Genomic DNA, 15,581 nt, shown 5'->3' on the forward strand with positions numbered 1-15,581 from the left:
TGCCGATGCAGGCTCCTCAGTATGATGTTATGTGTGCTGCAGGCTTCTTTAGAACCACCAACACGAAAACGTCATCCTGAGGAGCCTGCATCGGCAGGCGTCTCGAAGGATGGGCCATTCGCACGAACCTCTCTTTCCCGGCAAAGAAGCACGATGTTCCGCCTGCCGCACCATACCATCCGCCACCATCCGCCGGATCAGCTCCCGATTCGCCCCTTCCGTCGAAAGCCGCCCCATGCCCAGCGAGTTCCTGCCGTCGTTGTCCGATCCGGCGATCCAGGTCGTCATTGCCGCTGCCATCGCCGCCGCGGCGGTGCGCGGCTTTGCGGGCTTCGGCGCGGCAATGATCTTCATGCCGGCGGCAAGTGCTGTCATCGATCCGCGGCTGGCGGGGGAAACCTTTCTGGTCATGAACGATATCGTCGCCCTGCCCGTGGCGATCGGCGCAGTGCGCCTGTGCGACTGACGCTCCATCCTGCCGGCAGTCGTTGCCGGGCTTCTTACCGTGCCGCTCGGCGCGGCAGTGCTCGCCCACGGCGATACGCTCGCGCTGCGCTGGGGCATCTCGCTGCTGGTGCTGGCGTTGCTCGCCCTGCTGATATTGGGCTGGCGCGACAAGGAACAGCCGACGGTTCCCGTCTCCATCGACGTCGGAATGACAGCCGGGTTTCTGGGCGGCGTCTCGCAGGTCGCCGGACCGCCGGTGGTCGCCTTCTGGATGAGCGGACCGTGGTCCGCTCCCGTCATCCGCGCCAATCTGATCATCTATTTCGCGCTCGCCAGCATCGGCTCGCTCGTTGCGTTCTGGTGGCACGGCTTCTTCACGATGGATGTCGCCCGCCTGCTCACCGTGCTGGTTCCGGCCTATGCGATCGCGCTCTTTTGCGGCACGCGCGCCTTTCGCCTCGCCTCCGACGTAGTTTTCCGGCGGGTCCCCTCCCCTATGCGCTGATTGCACTGGCCGCGCTTGGCTCGCTTCCTCTGCTCGACAACCTGTTGAGGTAGACCGGGAGCCGACGCTTTCTGGTTAAAGGGGCACAGCCCCATCGATCGGAATTGGAGTCGCCCTTGTTCTTCGTTCGCACGGTCAGCAAAGATGACCTCGCAGCCGTCTCGACCCTGCTGTCGGAGACCTGGCACGACACCTATGACGGCATTTACGGCCGTGGAAAGGTGGCTGAGATCACCGCCTCCTGGCACTCGATCGATACGCTGGAAGACCAGTTGGAACGGCCTCATTCAGAATTCATCGTCGCCGATGACGGCACGCGCCTCGGCGGCGTGGCCTTCGCCGCCATGTCGGAACAGGCCTCATCCGATCAGGCTAAGGTCGCCATGCTGCACCAGCTCTATGTCCACCCCGATTGCCAGGGCCAGGGGATCGGCCTGGATCTGCTGGAGGAGATTTCCAACGCCTTGTCCGATGCCTCCATTTTGAAGCTCGAAGTCGACCCGGCCAACACGAAGGCCGTCGCCTTCTACGAGGCGGCAGGTTTTGCAAAAACGGTCGAGACGCAGGATTGCGGCGGCAACAGCGGCATTCCGGCTGACGTGTACGAACTGCAACTGACCCGGGCGGGGTCCTAGGCCCTAAGAGAGCACGTCATCGCCGAAATACTGGTCCGGCCATATCCCGTTCAGGCAACCGGCGGCAAGCCTCTTGGCCTCAGTCCCAGTTCTTCCCGGAGCACCACGACCTCCTCGTGAGTATCTCCGGAGTAATAAATATCAAACCAGCAACCAATACCGATCATCGTTGCCAGTCGCTGCAATTCAAATAGAGAGTTCACAACTAAAGGTCTGATAGGTACAGGCAACACACACCAATTGTGTACGGAAGAACACCCCAATATCTAGCAACGCATCGCGATGGGGCTCGAGTCTCGCCAACAGGACCGCGACATGCCGTTCGAGCGTCTGCGTATCATCAAACCCGCTATCCATCGCCCAAATTGACGAGCGGCGCTTGAACGTTCTTTCGCCACGCTCGAATGGTTCTCCAACCCGCCAGCAACAATCCGGAGACAAGCCAAGAGCCGCAGTAATCTCGGCAGGATCCTCCGTCCCTACGGCTCGGAAATATGCATACTCTCGATCGGGTTCAGGCGGCGATACCATTCAACAAGCCTTTAGCGAAAACTAACGAGAGACAATACCTCTTCGAGGCGAAACAAAGAAGGCGGGCCGATGGGGCCCGCCTCCAGCAACAGTCTCGAAAGCGTCCGAACCGCCGCTCAGGCGGCGGTCAGCTTCGCCATCACCTCGTCGGAAACCTCGAAGTTCGTGTAGACGTTCTGCACGTCGTCATCGTCATCGAGCATGCCGATCAGCTTCATCAGCGTCCCGGCCTTTTCCTCGTCCACTTCGGTGTTGTTCTGCGACTTCCAGATCAGCTTGATCGACTCGGCCTCCCCGAGGTCGGACTCCAGCGACTTCGAAACGTCGCCCAGATCCTCGAAGGCGCAATAGATTGTGTGGCCGTCCTCGTCGGAGATGACGTCGTCGGCCCCGGCCTCGATGGCCTTTTCAAGCACCGTGTCGGCATCACCGGCTTCCAGCTTGAAGACGATCTCGCCAACCCGGTCGAACATGAAGGCGACGGAACCCGTCTCGCCCATCGCGCCACCGCACTTGGTGAAGTAGGAGCGCACGTTGGAGACGGAACGGTTGCGATTGTCCGTCAGCACCTCGACGATCACCGCGACGCCGCCGGGGCCGTAGCCCTCGTAGCGGATCTCCTCGTAGGTATCCGCATCACCCGCCTGCGACTTGTTGATCGCCCGTTGGATGTTGTCCTTCGGCATCGACTGGGCCTTGGCGTTCTGCACCGCAAGGCGCAGTCGCGGGTTGCCGTCGATATCCAGACTGCCGACCTTCGCGGCGACCGTGATTTCCTTGGACAGCTTGGAAAAGAGTTTCGAGCGCACCGCGTCCTGACGACCCTTGCGGTGCATGATGTTCTTGAACTGTGAATGTCCGGCCATGAGCTACCTGGCATCTCGTTATTGAAATTCGCCGTCAAGGCGGGTGCACGGGGCCAGAGCGTGGATGGCCCACCGGCGACACGGCGCCTCGCGGAATGGCTTTAGGGGCAGCTTATAATTCGCAACGCGGCGGAAATCCAGCCGGGGTGCAGCATCAACGCGTCTCACGCACCATTGAGTGAAGGCCGATAGAGCCTCACCTTTAGAAGAACAGGCGTGTCGATAGGCATCCACGCCGTGTGAAACGAGCGGAGTGAGGGGCGATGAGCGAGCAAACGGAACAGAAAGATCAGACCACGTCTCAAGCGGACGGGAAGCCGGAAACCGTCTCCGCGCACCCCCGAAGGACTCGACACGATCGCTGAATATCAGCGCGCTGTCTTCCGCACCGGCTTCACCCGTGACCTCGCCTTCCGCCGCCAGAACCTCAAGGCGCTTCGCAAGGCCATCATCAAATCTGAAAAGGACATCCTGGCCACCGTCGCCGACGACCTCGGTCGCCCCAGGGCAGAGGCCTTATACGGCCGAAGTCGCGCTGGTGCTGAAGGAAATCGACACCGCGCTCAAGCGTCTGCGCAACTGGACGAAGCCGCGCCGCGTTCACTCTCCGATGACCACGTTCCGCACCTCCAGCCGCATCCGGCCCGAGCCCTACGGCTCCGTGCTGATCATCGCGCCGTGGAACTATCCCTTCCAGCTCGCGCTCGGCCCGCTCGTCCCCACGATCGCGGCCGGAAACTACGCCGTGGTCAAACCGTCCGAAACCGCGCCGCAAAGTTCTGCCGTCATCGCCCGCATCATCCGCGAGACCTTCACGCCCGCCCACGTCGCCGTTTTCGAGGGCGAGGCGGATATCGCCGGCGCGCTTCTCGATCAGCGCTTCGATCTCGTCTTCTACACCGGCGGCACGGAGACCGGGCGCACGGTCATGGAGGCTGCCGCCAGCCACCTCACCCCGGTAATTATGGAACTTGGCGGCAAGAACCCGTGCATCGTCACCGCCGACGCCGATCTCGACATCGCCGCCCGGCGCATTGCCTGGGGCAAGTTCCTCAATGCCGGTCAGACCTGCGTCGCCCCGAACTTCGTTCTCGCAGATGCCGCCATCAAGGACGAACTGCAGGAAAAGCTGATCGAGACCATCGGCCGGTTCTACGGCGCGGAACCGGAAGACAGCCCGGATTTCGCCCGCATCGTCAACGACCGCCATTTCAACCACCTGACCAAACCTGATGCGAGGGCGAAAATCGTTACCGGTGGCAAGAGCGATCCGAACACCCGCTATATCGCCCCAACCATCCTCACCGGCATGGACTGGTCTCATCCACTGATGGCGGGCGAGATCTTCGATCCCATCCTGCCGATCATGGCCTATGAGGATCTCGACACCGAACTGATCATCCTGAAGAACCGGCCGAAACCCTTGGCGCTCTATATCTTTTCAAACGAGCGCGAGACGCAAGACCGCATCCTGCGACACCTGCCCTCCGGGGGTGCAGCGATCAACGACACCCTGTCGCAGGCCATCAACACGCGCCTCCCCTTCGGCGGCATCGGGGAAAGAGGCATGTGCACCTACCACGGCCGGGCGGGGTTCGAGGCCTTCTACCACGACCGCGCGATCGTGCACCGGGCGCTGAAGCCGAAAAGCAAGCTGATCTACCCGCCCTACAAGATGCCCCTGTGGATGCGAAGGCGAATGCGGCGGCTGTTCTGAGACGAGGTCGAACTGTGGAGGAGATTTCGGGGGACGGGGGCTTGTGACCCATCCTTCGAGACGGCGTTCCGCGCCTCCTCAGTGTCCCGCCCGCAAGTGGTATCGAACTACTCGCAATACTCTCTGCTCGTCATCCCGGCCTCCAAGCCGGGATCCATTCCGTGATCTACCGGCAGGGAATATCGCTGGATTATTCCACAATATCTGCCCTTTACCGCGGTGAAGCATCAAGGCATGGATTGCCGATCGGAGCCGGCAATGACGAAGGAAACGTAGCTGGAATAACTCAATACCATTTACGGGCCTGACACTCAGGAGGACGTTGTAAGTGATGACCGCGTCTTCAAAAACAACACCACGATAACGTCATCCTGAGGAGCCGTCGCAAGATGGCGTCTCGAAGGATGGGCTCCAAACACAGAACCTAAAGGCTCGTTGCTGGTTACCAGAAATCCGGCACGGACTGGCTGAGCCTGCCGCCGATGCGGACCGGCGCGACTTTCCTGGCAAGCCCGGTGGCGTCGTCCGTTTCCACCGCCACGCCGCACAAGGTGCCGTCGCCGGTGGACACGGTGAAGCGGCCCGACGAGATCTTGGTCACAAAGCGGTTGATCGGCTCATCCTTTTCCATGCCGAGCACGCTGTCATAGTCGCCGCACATGCCTGCATCCGACAGATAGGCCGTGCCGCCTTCCAAGATCTGATGATCGGCAGTGGGCACATGGGTGTGGGTACCGACAACGAGGCTGGCGCGCCCGTCGGCGAAATGACCCATCGCCTGCTTCTCGCTGGTCGCTTCCGCATGCATGTCGATGATGATCGCATCCGCCACCTGGCCGAGCGGGCAGGCTTCAAGTTCGCGATCCACCGCAGCGAAGGGATCGTCCATCGCATCCATGTAGACGCGGCCCATCACGTTCATCACCAGAACGTTGGCACCGTTGCGCGCAGTATAGAGATGCGCGCCGCGCCCCGGCGTGCCCTTGGGATAGTTGACTGGACGAAGCAACCGGTCCTGCCGCGTGATGAAGACGAGCACCTCGCGCTGGTCCCAGGAATGATTGCCGAGCGTGACCACATCGGCCCCGGCATCGATCACGTTCTGGCAGATCTCCTCGGTGATGCCGAAACCGCCGGCAGCGTTTTCGCCGTTGACCACGACGAAATCGAGCGCCCATCGCTCCACCAGGCCCGGCAGACGATCAATCACCACGTTGCGGCCAGCGCGTCCCACCAGGTCGCCCAAGAACAGGAGCCTCATGCGGCCATCCTCACATCTGGAGTTATTGTTCAGGCGCCGCATTGGATCAGCTCCGTTTCCGTCACCACCGTATCGAGCCGTCGGTCGTGATCCTCGAAGGGCACCGTGTCGATTTCTTGCACCGAGAAGGCGACGCCGATCAGGCGTAACGGCCGGGTCGCCCCGATCCCCGCAATCGCCCGGTCGTAATGGCCCTTGCCGTACCCGATGCGATGACCGGTCCGGTCGAACGCCGCCAGCGGCACGAGGAGCACGTCGGGGATCACCTCCGCCGCCTCAGGCCCCGGCGCGCTCGTCCCGAACCCGGCGGGCACCAGTTCCGCGCCGCGCAGCAATTCCCGGAAAGTCAGATACGGCTCGGTCACGACCGGCAGGCACAGGCCGTGGCCACGTTCGCGAAGCGCGCTCATCAGCGGGCGCGGGTCAATCTCGTCGCGGATCGGCCAGAAACCGGCCACCCGCGCGCCGACGGCAAGGTTAAGCTCGTCGGCTCGCTCCGCAACCGCCAGCGCCGCCTCGATGCGCGCGGACGGCTCCAGCGCACCGCGCCGGGCAAGGGCTGCGGCGCGCAAGCCTTCTTTGGTCGCATTGGGTAACAATGGATCGCTCAACATGGAATTCCTGAAGAAAGGACTTGCCGCGAAGTTACGCCATCTCCGTCTCCGCAAGGGACGGGCACGGCGCGTTAAACGCCGTTCGTATCCCTCCTGTTGCGACAAGAAAAGCAGGTCGCATCGCAAGAATACGGATACGAAAAGGGGCCGACAAGACGGCCCCGTTCATCTCGTTTCGACGATGAAATCACGAACGATGATAACACTCCACGCCCGCGATTCATCCCCCCTTGCGGTATTCGGCCAGAAGGGCTGTGGAGGCCTTGGAAACACGCTCGAAATGCTCCACGGCCGCCTTCATTGCCGCTTCCGCCGAGCTGATTGCCTCCACGGCGAGTTTCACGTCGCGCCCACTCAGGATCATCTCCTCCGCCGCATCAATCCGGTCGCAACCGCAGCCACGTCGTTCACCGTGACAGCGCCCGCCCGCGTACCCCGCCTGTGTACTGGAAGCCGCGTCGGCAACGGCCGTCTCACCGCTTCCATTCCTGCCCGTGCTTTTGGCGTTCATCTTTCCTCCCTCGCGCCCCCTTTCACACATGGCGACCCCGGCCGCGTTCATCACGCTTACGCCGACAGCATCTTCCAGACGGACATCGCGTCAGCCACCGTATCGATGGAGTAGATCTGTATGACCCCCTGAGTGATGGCTGCCTGCGACAAAGTCGATATTTGCTGCTGGGTGCTCACCGAGTTCTCGAACATCAGCCCGGTGGAATGCACAAGTGTCTGGTACAGGTTCCCGATTACCACGGCAGGAGCTTCCTTCACGACCTGAGGATTGGTCTGAGTGACCGCATCGGTGATCTGGTTGTTGACCGGAGTGGGGTTCGCCATGACGCCTGCCTCAATATCTGATGCGTTAAAACGAGTTGTCTGCGCAAAGGCACCGACCATGGCGGCAATGAACAATGATGCCTGCCAGACGGAGCGCGAAACTACCGTAACGTCATTTTTGTCGAACACAAGGCACAGAAGAGCCTGGGCCGCACCCAGGGAGGCGCGACGCGACAGGAGAACGCGAAATGTCGAGGGGGAAATACTGGCGAAGCCACGGCAGCCGTCAAGAGTGTGATCCCGGGAAACCTACAACGTAGGTGGGCGCCGTTTGACCGGACCCACGGGCCCGGTCAGGTACAGCTCCCTTAGGGATCAAATTCTGCTAACGCGCAGCGCAGCAAAGCCGCGACGACATATAGGCCATCGCGGACCTAGGCCATCGCGGACCGCCCTGCCAGAGGGGGAATGCGCATTCCCCCGTTCTTCATCCAGCAAATAAATGTGAAGGGGCTAGCCCTGCTCCTCACGTACGGACTTGTTGAGCTCCTGCGCCAGCGCCTCGATGCGCCCGGCCGCCTCGTCCACCCGGCCCGCAAGCTCGCTCTGGCTTTCCGCGGTGCGGCTCAACGCGGCCTCGCGTGATTCGCGCAAGGCGGAAAGCTCCGCCTCCATCGCCTTGAGACGCCGCTCCGCCTCGCTCAGCATGTCGGTCATCATCACGCCGGCCATCACGGTCAGCCGTTGATCGCCGATCTCGCCGAAGCTGGAGCGCAGCTCCGAAATCGTTTCGTCAAAGCGGCGTCCCAAACCGAGAAGCCGCTCCTCTTCACCATCGTCGCAGGCCATGCGATAGGCGCGGCCGTTGATCGTCACGCTGACCTGAGCCATGCCTCAGCCTCCGTGGCTTTCCAGAACTTTTCGGATTGATTCCATTGCGGATACGAGGCGGCGGGAGACTTCCTTGTTGGCCTTTTCCAGACGATCGGAGCGCGATTCCGCCCCGTCCAGCGTTTCCACCAGCCGGGCCCGGTCCTCGTTCAGCCGCTGCAGCTCATCCTGCAGCGCCACGACCGTCTTTTCACTTGCAAGATGCCGATTCACGGCTGCTTCGAGCTGCCCGATCGACGCTGAAAGTCGCTGAAAAGCTGCATCGAGTTTGCTGGCCTGGCTCATTTTCTACCCGTGCGAAAACCGCTCGGCACGGAACGCTCCGGCCTTGAACTCGGTCCCCCGATCCCCATTCACTGTCCCCTGCTCCCGATACCTGCCCCCGGATCGGAATCCGACGTGCGATATCGTGCGTCCGGCATGTCGTCCTTAGATATCGCACCTCGATACGGAAAGGACATGACATTTTTGCCAATACTTTACATCGACACCTTTCGCCGCTGCTTTCCGGTTACGGAACGCGGTTTGGAATCAGTATCTTCGGGACCCGGCCTACCGACGGCCGGGCAGAATCCGGTACCGGCGAACTTAGGCGTACAATCCGCAGTTCGTCAACAATCGCGGGCATTTGCACAGCGATCTTGCAAAATTACATGTACAAAAGTCACAGCATTACATGTACAAAAGTCACAGCCGGGCCACGCGAATTTCACATGCGCGATTCCGTATCTCCTTGCGGAAGTTGAGGATCGGCGATGCGGGACGCCGGCCTCGCAAGGCCCGGATTTTCCCCATAACCTGCCCCGAGGTCGCCGCCTCCTTGCATTGACTCAAGGTCGGTTCCTGCTATTTGTCGTGCCGCCTCACAGGCGGGGGCGCTGGCGTTGTTCCCTCAAGCAACGCCTCCGTTTTTTGAACCAGAACCTCGGACGATTGCGGCGACCGCTCCGGCCGCTGGGGCCACAGGTGTCAGATGACCGATCTCGACAAACACAACCGGATGGCTAACGCGGTCCGCTTCCTTTCCATCGACGCCGTTGAGGCGGCAAAGTCCGGCCATCCAGGCCTGCCGATGGGGGCGGCCGGCATTGCCACCGTTCTCTTCAGCCGCTTCCTGGGCTTCGATCCCACCGAGCCCAAGTGGCCGGATCGAGACCGTTTCGTGCTGTCGGCCGGACACGGCTCGATGCTGCTCTATTCCCTGCTGCATCTGACCGGCTACGAGGACTTCACCCTCGACGAGCTGAAGAACTTCCGCCAGCTCGGCGCCCGCACCGCCGGCCACCCCGAATACGGGCACGGCGGCGGTATCGAGACCACCACCGGCCCGCTCGGCCAGGGTCTCGCCAATGCCGTCGGCATGGCCATGACTGAACGCATGCTTCAGACGAAGTTCGGCAAGGACCTGGTCAATCACCATACCTACGCGCTGGTCGGCGACGGCTGCCTGATGGAGGGCATCTCCCAGGAAGCGATCGCGCTCGCCGGGCACCTGAAGCTCTCCAAGCTGATCGTGCTGTGGGACGACAACGGCATTTCCATCGACGGCTCGATCTCGCTGTCCGATTCGACCGATCAGATCGCCCGCTTCAAGGCGTGCAATTGGGCCACCACCAGTGTCGACGGCCACAACCCCTCCCAGATCGCCACCGCGATCGAAGAGGCGCGCAAGTCCGACCGCCCGACCCTGATCGCCTGCAAGACGACGATCGGCTACGGCTCGCCCAACAAGGCGGGCAAGAACTCCGCCCACGGCTCACCCCTGGGTGCGGAAGAAATCGCCACCACCCGCGAGGCGCTCGGCTGGACGGAAGAGCCCTTCCAGATCCCTGCCGACATTCGCGACGCCTGGCGGATCGCCGGTCTGCGCGCCGCCCAGGCCAACACCGACTGGCACAAGCGCTTCGAGGCGGCTGATGCGGAAACCCGTGCCGAGTTCGAACGCCGCCAGCGCGGCGATCTGCCGAGCGCACTCGGCGACACGATTCGTGCGCTGAAGATCAAGCTCGCCGATGAGAAGCCGACGCTTGCCACCCGCAAGGCTTCCGAAGTCGCGCTTGAGGAGATCAACGCGGTCGTGCCGGAGATGATCGGCGGCTCCGCAGATCTCACCGGCTCCAACAACACCCGCACCAAGGGCATGAAAGCGATCACGCCGGACAATTTCTCCGGCCGCTTCGTCCACTGGGGCATCCGCGAACACGGCATGGCCGCCGCGATGAACGGCATGGCGCTGCATGGCGGCGTGATTCCCTATTCCGGCACGTTTCTGATCTTCACCGACTATTGCCGTCCGGCCATCCGCCTCTCCGCCTTGATGGGCCAGCGCGTGATCTACGTGATGACGCACGATTCCATCGGCCTTGGCGAAGACGGCCCGACCCATCAGCCGGTCGAGCATCTGGCGGCCCTGCGCGCCATTCCCAACCTTCTCGTGCTGCGTCCCGCGGATGCGACGGAGACGGCGGAATGCTGGCAGATCGCACTTGAGAACACGTCGGGCCCGAGCGTTCTGGCCCTGACGCGCCAGGGCCTTGCCGCCTTCCGCACGGTGCTGGAGGAAAAGAACCTCTGCGCCGGCGGCGCCTACGAGGTTGCCTCGTGCGACGAGGACGCGAAGGTCTCGCTGTTTGCCACCGGCTCGGAAGTCGAGATCGCGCTGGCTGCCCACGCCAAGCTCACCGAGGATGGCATCCCCACCCGTGTGGTATCGGTTCCCTCCTTCGAGCTGTTTGCCCGCCAGTCCGACGACTACCGCGCCTCGATGATCGGCACCGCCCCGGTGAAGATCGCCGTGGAAGCCGGTATCGAGATGGGCTGGTCGCGCTTCATCGGCGCCAGCGGCCTCTTCGTCGGCATGGAAAGCTTCGGCGCCAGCGGCCCCTACAAGGAGCTTTACGAGCACTTCGGCATCACCGCCGAGGTGATCGTCACGCGCGCCAAGGCCCGCCTGGAGGCTGAAGCCGAAGACGCGACCGAGGAGTAACGCGATACGGTGCGTAAGCGGCGGAAGACCGCCGCCGCTTTGACCCATTTGGATCGGATAACTTGCGCGCGAGTGACTACACTCGCGCGCAAGTTGCTCTAAAGTTCATGCAACGAACAAATGGCGCCGCCGGAGGGCGCTCAGACAGGAGTGAGAGGAAATGGCGGTAAAGGTCGCAATCAACGGTTTCGGACGTATCGGTCGTAACGTATTGCGTGGGATCGTGGAATCCGGTCGTACCGATATCGAGGTGGTGACCATCAACGATCTCGGCCCGGTGGAAACCAACGCCCACCTGCTGCGCCATGATTCCGTGCACGGTCGCTTCCCCGCCAAGGTCGAGATTTCCGGCGACACCATTTCGATCGACGGCGGCAAGCCCATCAAGGTGACTGCGATCCGCGACCCCAAGGAACTGCCCTGGAGCGAACTCGGCATCGACATCGCGATGGAATGCACCGGCATCTTCACCGCCAAGGAAAAGGCCTCGATGCACCTTGAGGCCGGCGCCAAGCGCGTGCTGGTTTCCGCCCCGGCCGCAGGCGCCGACAAGACCATCGTCTTCGGCGTCAACACCGACGCCCTGACCAAGGACGATCTGATCGTCTCCAACGCATCCTGCACCACCAACTGCCTGGCGCCGGTCGCCTACGTGCTCAACGAGACCGTGGGCATCGAGACGGGCTTCATGACGACGATCCACTCCTACACCGGCGACCAACCCACGCTGGACACGATGCACAAGGATCTCTACCGCACCCGCGCCGCCGCCATGTCGATGATCCCGACCTCCACCGGTGCCGCCAAGGCCGTCGGCCTCGTCCTGCCGGAACTGAACGGCAAGCTCGACGGCGTCGCCATCCGCGTGCCCACACCGAACGTCTCCGTCATCGACTTCAAGTTCATCGCCAAGCGCGAGACCACGGTTGAAGAGATCAACCAGGCCATCCGCACAATGGCCGACGGCAATCTGAAGAACATCCTCGGCTACACGGACGAGAAGCTGGTTTCCATGGACTTCAACCATGACCCGTACTCCTCCACGTTCCACATGGATCAGACCAAGGTCATGGACGGCACTTTCGTGCGCGTCATGTCCTGGTACGACAACGAATGGGGCTTCTCCAACCGCATGGCAGACACCGCCGTGGCGATGGCCAAGCTCATCTGATCGCTTGAGGGGCGCGGGCGGCAACGACCGCGCCCTTTTTCTATCCCGCCCCGAAATCCTCAAGTCGGAAGCCGGCGAACGGAACAGGGGCGGTGCCCGTGTTGCGTTTCATGACAGCGAACGCGGAGAGCCGGTTCGATGCCCCCTCTGACGCCCCCCTTCCGTCTGACTACCCCCCGAGGACGCAGGCGCGCTTGCAGATTTGGTCAGCTTTGCCGAAAGCGGCCTGCCCGAGCTGCTGTGGAGCAGCATGGCCGAAGAGGGCCAGGACCCGTGGGAGATCGGCCGCACACGCCAAGCGGCCAGAACCGAGGACAGCGACATCGTCGTGATCGATGAGGGCACGGGAACAGTCGCCGAGATGGCCGGTTACGTGATCGACTCCATTCCCCTGCCCACCGACGACATGCCCGCCCTGTTCGTGCCGCTGCAGGAGCTTGAAAACCTCGCACCCGAAAGTTGGTACGTGAACGTGCTGTCCGTCTATCCCGACCATCGCGGCAAGGGACATGGCACGCGCCTTCTGGAAATCGCCGAACGAATCGCGCGCGAAGAACGCCTGACGCGGTCCTCGATCATCGTCGCCGACGATAATGTGGGGGCCCGCAGACTTTACGAACGCTGCGGATATAGCAAAATTGCCGCACGGCAGGCCGTGCGCGAAGGCTGGAAAACCGATACGAAGCAGTGGATCCTGCTGATCAAAGACCTTGATTGACGCCGCCGCGCACCCCACCGGCGGCTAAAAAAGATAAATTAGAGGCACGAAGGGTAATGAGTTATCGCGCTCTCGACGACATGAATTTCGAGGACAAGCGCGTCCTCGTGCGCGTCGATCTGAACGTCCCTATGGAGGACGGCAAGGTCACAGACACCACCCGCATCGAACGCGTCCTGCCAACCATCCGTGACATTGCAGCCGCCGACGGCAAGGTCATTCTGCTCGCCCATTTCGGTCGCCCCAAGGGCGAACGCATCCCCTCCATGTCATTGAAACCGGTCGTGCGTCCCCTGTCCGAACTTCTCGGCCTGTCGGTCGATTTCGCGGAGGACTGCATCGGCCCCGAGGCACAGGCCGCCGTTGAAAAGATGGTGCCGGGCAGCATTCTGCTGCTGGAAAACACCCGCTATCACAAGGGCGAGGAAAAGAACGATCCCGAGTTCGCCAAGGCGCTGGCCGAAAACGGCGATATCTACGTGAACGGCGCCTTCTCCGCCGCCCACCGCGCCCACGCCTCCACCGAAGGCCTCGCCCATCTGCTGCCCACTTGCGCCGGGCACACCATGCAGGCCGAACTCGATGCGCTGAGCGCCGCCCTCGGGGAGCCGAAGCGCCCGGTGCTGGCCGTCGTGGGCGGAGCGAAGATCTCCTCCAAGATCGATCTTCTGGAAAACCTGGTCGCCAAGGTCGACATGCTGGTGATCGGCGGCGGCATGGCCAACACGTTCCTGGCCGCCAAGGGCGTCGATGTGGGCAAGTCCCTGTGCGAGCACGATCTGACTGACACCGCGTGCCGCATCATGGACAAGGCGGACAAGGGCGGCTGCGAGATCGTGCTGCCCGCCGATGCCGTGATCGCCAGGGAATTCGCCGCCCACGCGGGTAACGAGATCGTTCCGCTCGACGGCGTTCCCGCCGATGCGATGATCCTGGACGTTGGTCCGGCCTCCATCGACACGGTGAAGGCAAAGATCGACGCAGCCGCCACGCTGGTGTGGAACGGCCCGCTCGGCGCCTTCGAAATCGAGCCCTTCGACGCGGCGACCGTGGCCGTCGCGCGTCATGCGGCATCGCGCACGAAGGACGGCAAGCTTTTGTCGGTGGCAGGCGGCGGCGATACGGTGGCCACCCTCAACCACGCAGGCGTCGCCCAGGATTTCAGTTACGTCTCCACCGCCGGAGGCGCCTTCCTCGAATGGCTGGAAGGCAAGGTTCTGCCGGGCGTTGCGGCGCTCGAGCGCGGGTAGTCTGGTTCCCCCGCACCAAATATCAAGACCAACATAATCGGGAGTTGAAGGTCATCACATGAGCCACAATCTGGAAGACATTGCTGCAGCCATGATGGCTCCGGGCCAGGGCATCCTGGCCGCCGACGAAAGCACCGGCACCATCAAGAAGCGCTTCGACCAGATCGGCGTGGAGAACACCGAGGACAATCGTCGCGACTATCGCGAGATGTTGTTCCGCGCCGAGGCTGCCATGAACGAGTGCATCTCCGGCGTCATTCTCTACGACGAGACCATTCGTCAGAAGGCCAAGGACGGCACGCCGCTCACCGAGCTGATCAAGGCCGCAGGCGCCGTTCCCGGCATCAAGGTCGACAAGGGCGCCAAGGATCTCGCCGGTTTCGACGACGAGAAGGTGACCGAAGGCCTCGACGGCCTGCGCGATCGCCTGGCCGAGTACTACGATCTTGGCGCGCGTTTCGCCAAGTGGCGGGCGGTCATCACCATCGGCGACGCCATGCCGTCTTCCAACTGCGTCCAGGCCAACGCCCACGCACTCGCCCGCTACGCGACCCTGTGCCAGAAAGCGGGCATCGTGCCGATCGTGGAGCCGGAAGTGCTGATGGACGGCGCCTTCTCCGGCCACGACATCCAGACCTGCTACGAAGTCACCGAATGGACGCTCAACACCGTCTTCGGCGAACTTTATCAGGCCGGCATCCTGCTTGAGGGCATGGTGCTGAAGCCGAACATGGTCATTGCCGGCCAGAAGTGCCCGTATCAGGCGAGCCCAGAAAAAGTCGCGGAAATGACCGTGCGCTGCCTGAAATCAACCGTCCCGGCGGCCGTCGGCGGCATCGCCTTCCTGTCGGGCGGACAGGACGATGTGCAGGTGACCGAGAACCTCTCGCTGATGAACGCCATGGGCAACCTGCCCTGGACGCTGACCTTCTCCTACGGCCGCGCCCTGCAGCAGGCGGCCCTCAAGGCATGGTCGGGCAAGGACGAGAACTGGGAAGCCGCCCAGGCCGCCTTCAAGCACCGCGCCCGCATGAACGGCCTGGCCGCCACCGGCACCTGGTCGAAGGACCTGGAGACCGCGTAACGCGGGCTCTGCCGGATTGAGAGACTACGAATCGACGGGCCCCGCGCCCGTCAATTTGCGTCTGGCGGGTGCGGTTTGATTGTGGCGGAGAAGCGAAAGAACGCCCGGAGAAGGAGACCGCAGATCCT

Annotated in this window: 16 protein-coding genes; 9 read left to right on the plus strand and 7 right to left on the minus strand. The window is 62.5% G+C overall.

Annotation, left to right across the window (positions count from 1 at the left end; all coding sequences use genetic code 11):
- Nucleotides 1-235 precede the first annotated feature (235 nt).
- From QNJ43_RS18070 to QNJ43_RS18080, 3 genes are all read left to right on the plus strand, one after another.
- The gene (locus tag QNJ43_RS18070) at nucleotides 236-466 is read left to right on the plus strand and encodes a hypothetical protein (protein ID WP_300471967.1); all 231 of its coding nucleotides are present in this window, start codon (nucleotides 236-238) and stop codon (nucleotides 464-466) included.
- 39 nt (nucleotides 467-505) lie between these two features.
- Nucleotides 506-952, plus strand: coding sequence for a TSUP family transporter (locus QNJ43_RS18075; RefSeq protein ID WP_300471968.1), 447 nt, complete (start codon nucleotides 506-508; stop codon nucleotides 950-952).
- 116 nt (nucleotides 953-1,068) lie between these two features.
- A complete protein-coding gene (locus QNJ43_RS18080; RefSeq protein ID WP_300471969.1) occupies nucleotides 1,069-1,587 on the plus strand; it encodes a GNAT family N-acetyltransferase in 519 nt (172 codons plus the stop codon).
- 647 nt (nucleotides 1,588-2,234) lie between these two features.
- Here QNJ43_RS18080 and QNJ43_RS18085 read toward each other — a convergent pair.
- The gene (locus tag QNJ43_RS18085) at nucleotides 2,235-2,984 is read right to left on the minus strand and encodes a YebC/PmpR family DNA-binding transcriptional regulator (RefSeq protein WP_300471970.1); all 750 of its coding nucleotides are present in this window, start codon (nucleotides 2,982-2,984) and stop codon (nucleotides 2,235-2,237) included.
- Nucleotides 2,985-3,522: 538 nt separating this feature from the next.
- Here QNJ43_RS18085 and QNJ43_RS18090 point away from each other — a divergent pair.
- The gene (locus tag QNJ43_RS18090) at nucleotides 3,523-4,701 is read left to right on the plus strand and encodes an aldehyde dehydrogenase family protein (protein ID WP_300471971.1); all 1,179 of its coding nucleotides are present in this window, start codon (nucleotides 3,523-3,525) and stop codon (nucleotides 4,699-4,701) included.
- A gap of 442 nt (nucleotides 4,702-5,143) precedes the next feature.
- Here the strand turns inward: QNJ43_RS18090 and QNJ43_RS18095 are convergent, their stop codons facing one another.
- The 6 genes from QNJ43_RS18095 to QNJ43_RS18120 all read right to left on the minus strand — a co-directional run bounded on the left by QNJ43_RS18095 (nucleotide 5,144) and on the right by QNJ43_RS18120 (nucleotide 8,529).
- On the minus strand, nucleotides 5,144-5,962 hold the full coding sequence (locus QNJ43_RS18095; RefSeq protein ID WP_300471972.1) for a TIGR00282 family metallophosphoesterase: 819 nt from the start codon (nucleotides 5,960-5,962) through the stop codon (nucleotides 5,144-5,146).
- A gap of 29 nt (nucleotides 5,963-5,991) precedes the next feature.
- The gene (locus QNJ43_RS18100) at nucleotides 5,992-6,576 is read right to left on the minus strand and encodes a 5-formyltetrahydrofolate cyclo-ligase (RefSeq protein ID WP_300471973.1); all 585 of its coding nucleotides are present in this window, start codon (nucleotides 6,574-6,576) and stop codon (nucleotides 5,992-5,994) included.
- Between the two features lie 220 nt (nucleotides 6,577-6,796).
- Nucleotides 6,797-7,087 carry a hypothetical protein gene (locus tag QNJ43_RS18105; protein ID WP_300471974.1) on the minus strand — a complete coding sequence of 97 codons (291 nt, stop codon included), beginning with the start codon at nucleotides 7,085-7,087 and terminating at the stop codon, nucleotides 6,797-6,799.
- Between the two features lie 56 nt (nucleotides 7,088-7,143).
- Nucleotides 7,144-7,542: a RebB family R body protein gene (locus QNJ43_RS18110; protein WP_300471975.1), complete on the minus strand. Its 399-nt coding sequence runs from the start codon at nucleotides 7,540-7,542 to the stop codon at nucleotides 7,144-7,146.
- Between the two features lie 324 nt (nucleotides 7,543-7,866).
- Nucleotides 7,867-8,244, minus strand: coding sequence for a cell division protein ZapA (locus tag QNJ43_RS18115; RefSeq protein WP_300471976.1), 378 nt, complete (start codon nucleotides 8,242-8,244; stop codon nucleotides 7,867-7,869).
- Nucleotides 8,245-8,247: 3 nt separating this feature from the next.
- Entirely contained in the window at nucleotides 8,248-8,529 is a 282-nt protein-coding gene (locus QNJ43_RS18120) for a DUF4164 domain-containing protein (RefSeq protein WP_300471977.1), read from the minus strand.
- Nucleotides 8,530-9,217: 688 nt separating this feature from the next.
- On the opposite strand from QNJ43_RS18120, the gene tkt reads away from it, so the two are divergent.
- The 5 genes from tkt (at nucleotide 9,218) to QNJ43_RS18145 (ending at nucleotide 15,453) form a co-directional block, all read left to right on the plus strand.
- Nucleotides 9,218-11,230 (plus strand): transketolase, encoded by a 2,013-nt coding sequence (gene tkt / locus QNJ43_RS18125; protein ID WP_300471978.1) that lies wholly within the window; start codon nucleotides 9,218-9,220, stop codon nucleotides 11,228-11,230.
- Between the two features lie 160 nt (nucleotides 11,231-11,390).
- Nucleotides 11,391-12,401 carry a type I glyceraldehyde-3-phosphate dehydrogenase gene (gap, locus tag QNJ43_RS18130; protein WP_300471979.1) on the plus strand — a complete coding sequence of 337 codons (1,011 nt, stop codon included), beginning with the start codon at nucleotides 11,391-11,393 and terminating at the stop codon, nucleotides 12,399-12,401.
- Nucleotides 12,402-12,603: 202 nt separating this feature from the next.
- Nucleotides 12,604-13,119 (plus strand): GNAT family N-acetyltransferase, encoded by a 516-nt coding sequence (locus QNJ43_RS18135; RefSeq protein WP_300471980.1) that lies wholly within the window; start codon nucleotides 12,604-12,606, stop codon nucleotides 13,117-13,119.
- A 56-nt stretch (nucleotides 13,120-13,175) separates the two neighbouring features.
- Complete coding sequence (locus tag QNJ43_RS18140; RefSeq protein WP_300471981.1) at nucleotides 13,176-14,369, plus strand: phosphoglycerate kinase; 1,194 nt, start codon at nucleotides 13,176-13,178, stop codon at nucleotides 14,367-14,369.
- Between the two features lie 58 nt (nucleotides 14,370-14,427).
- Nucleotides 14,428-15,453, plus strand: a complete 1,026-nt coding sequence (locus QNJ43_RS18145) for a class I fructose-bisphosphate aldolase (protein ID WP_300471982.1) — start codon at nucleotides 14,428-14,430, stop codon at nucleotides 15,451-15,453.
- The last annotated feature ends 128 nt before the right edge of the window (nucleotides 15,454-15,581 follow it).

Origin of the sequence: Breoghania sp., assembly GCF_030066895.1 — a bacterium.
Lineage (GTDB): Bacteria > Pseudomonadota > Alphaproteobacteria > Rhizobiales > Stappiaceae > Breoghania.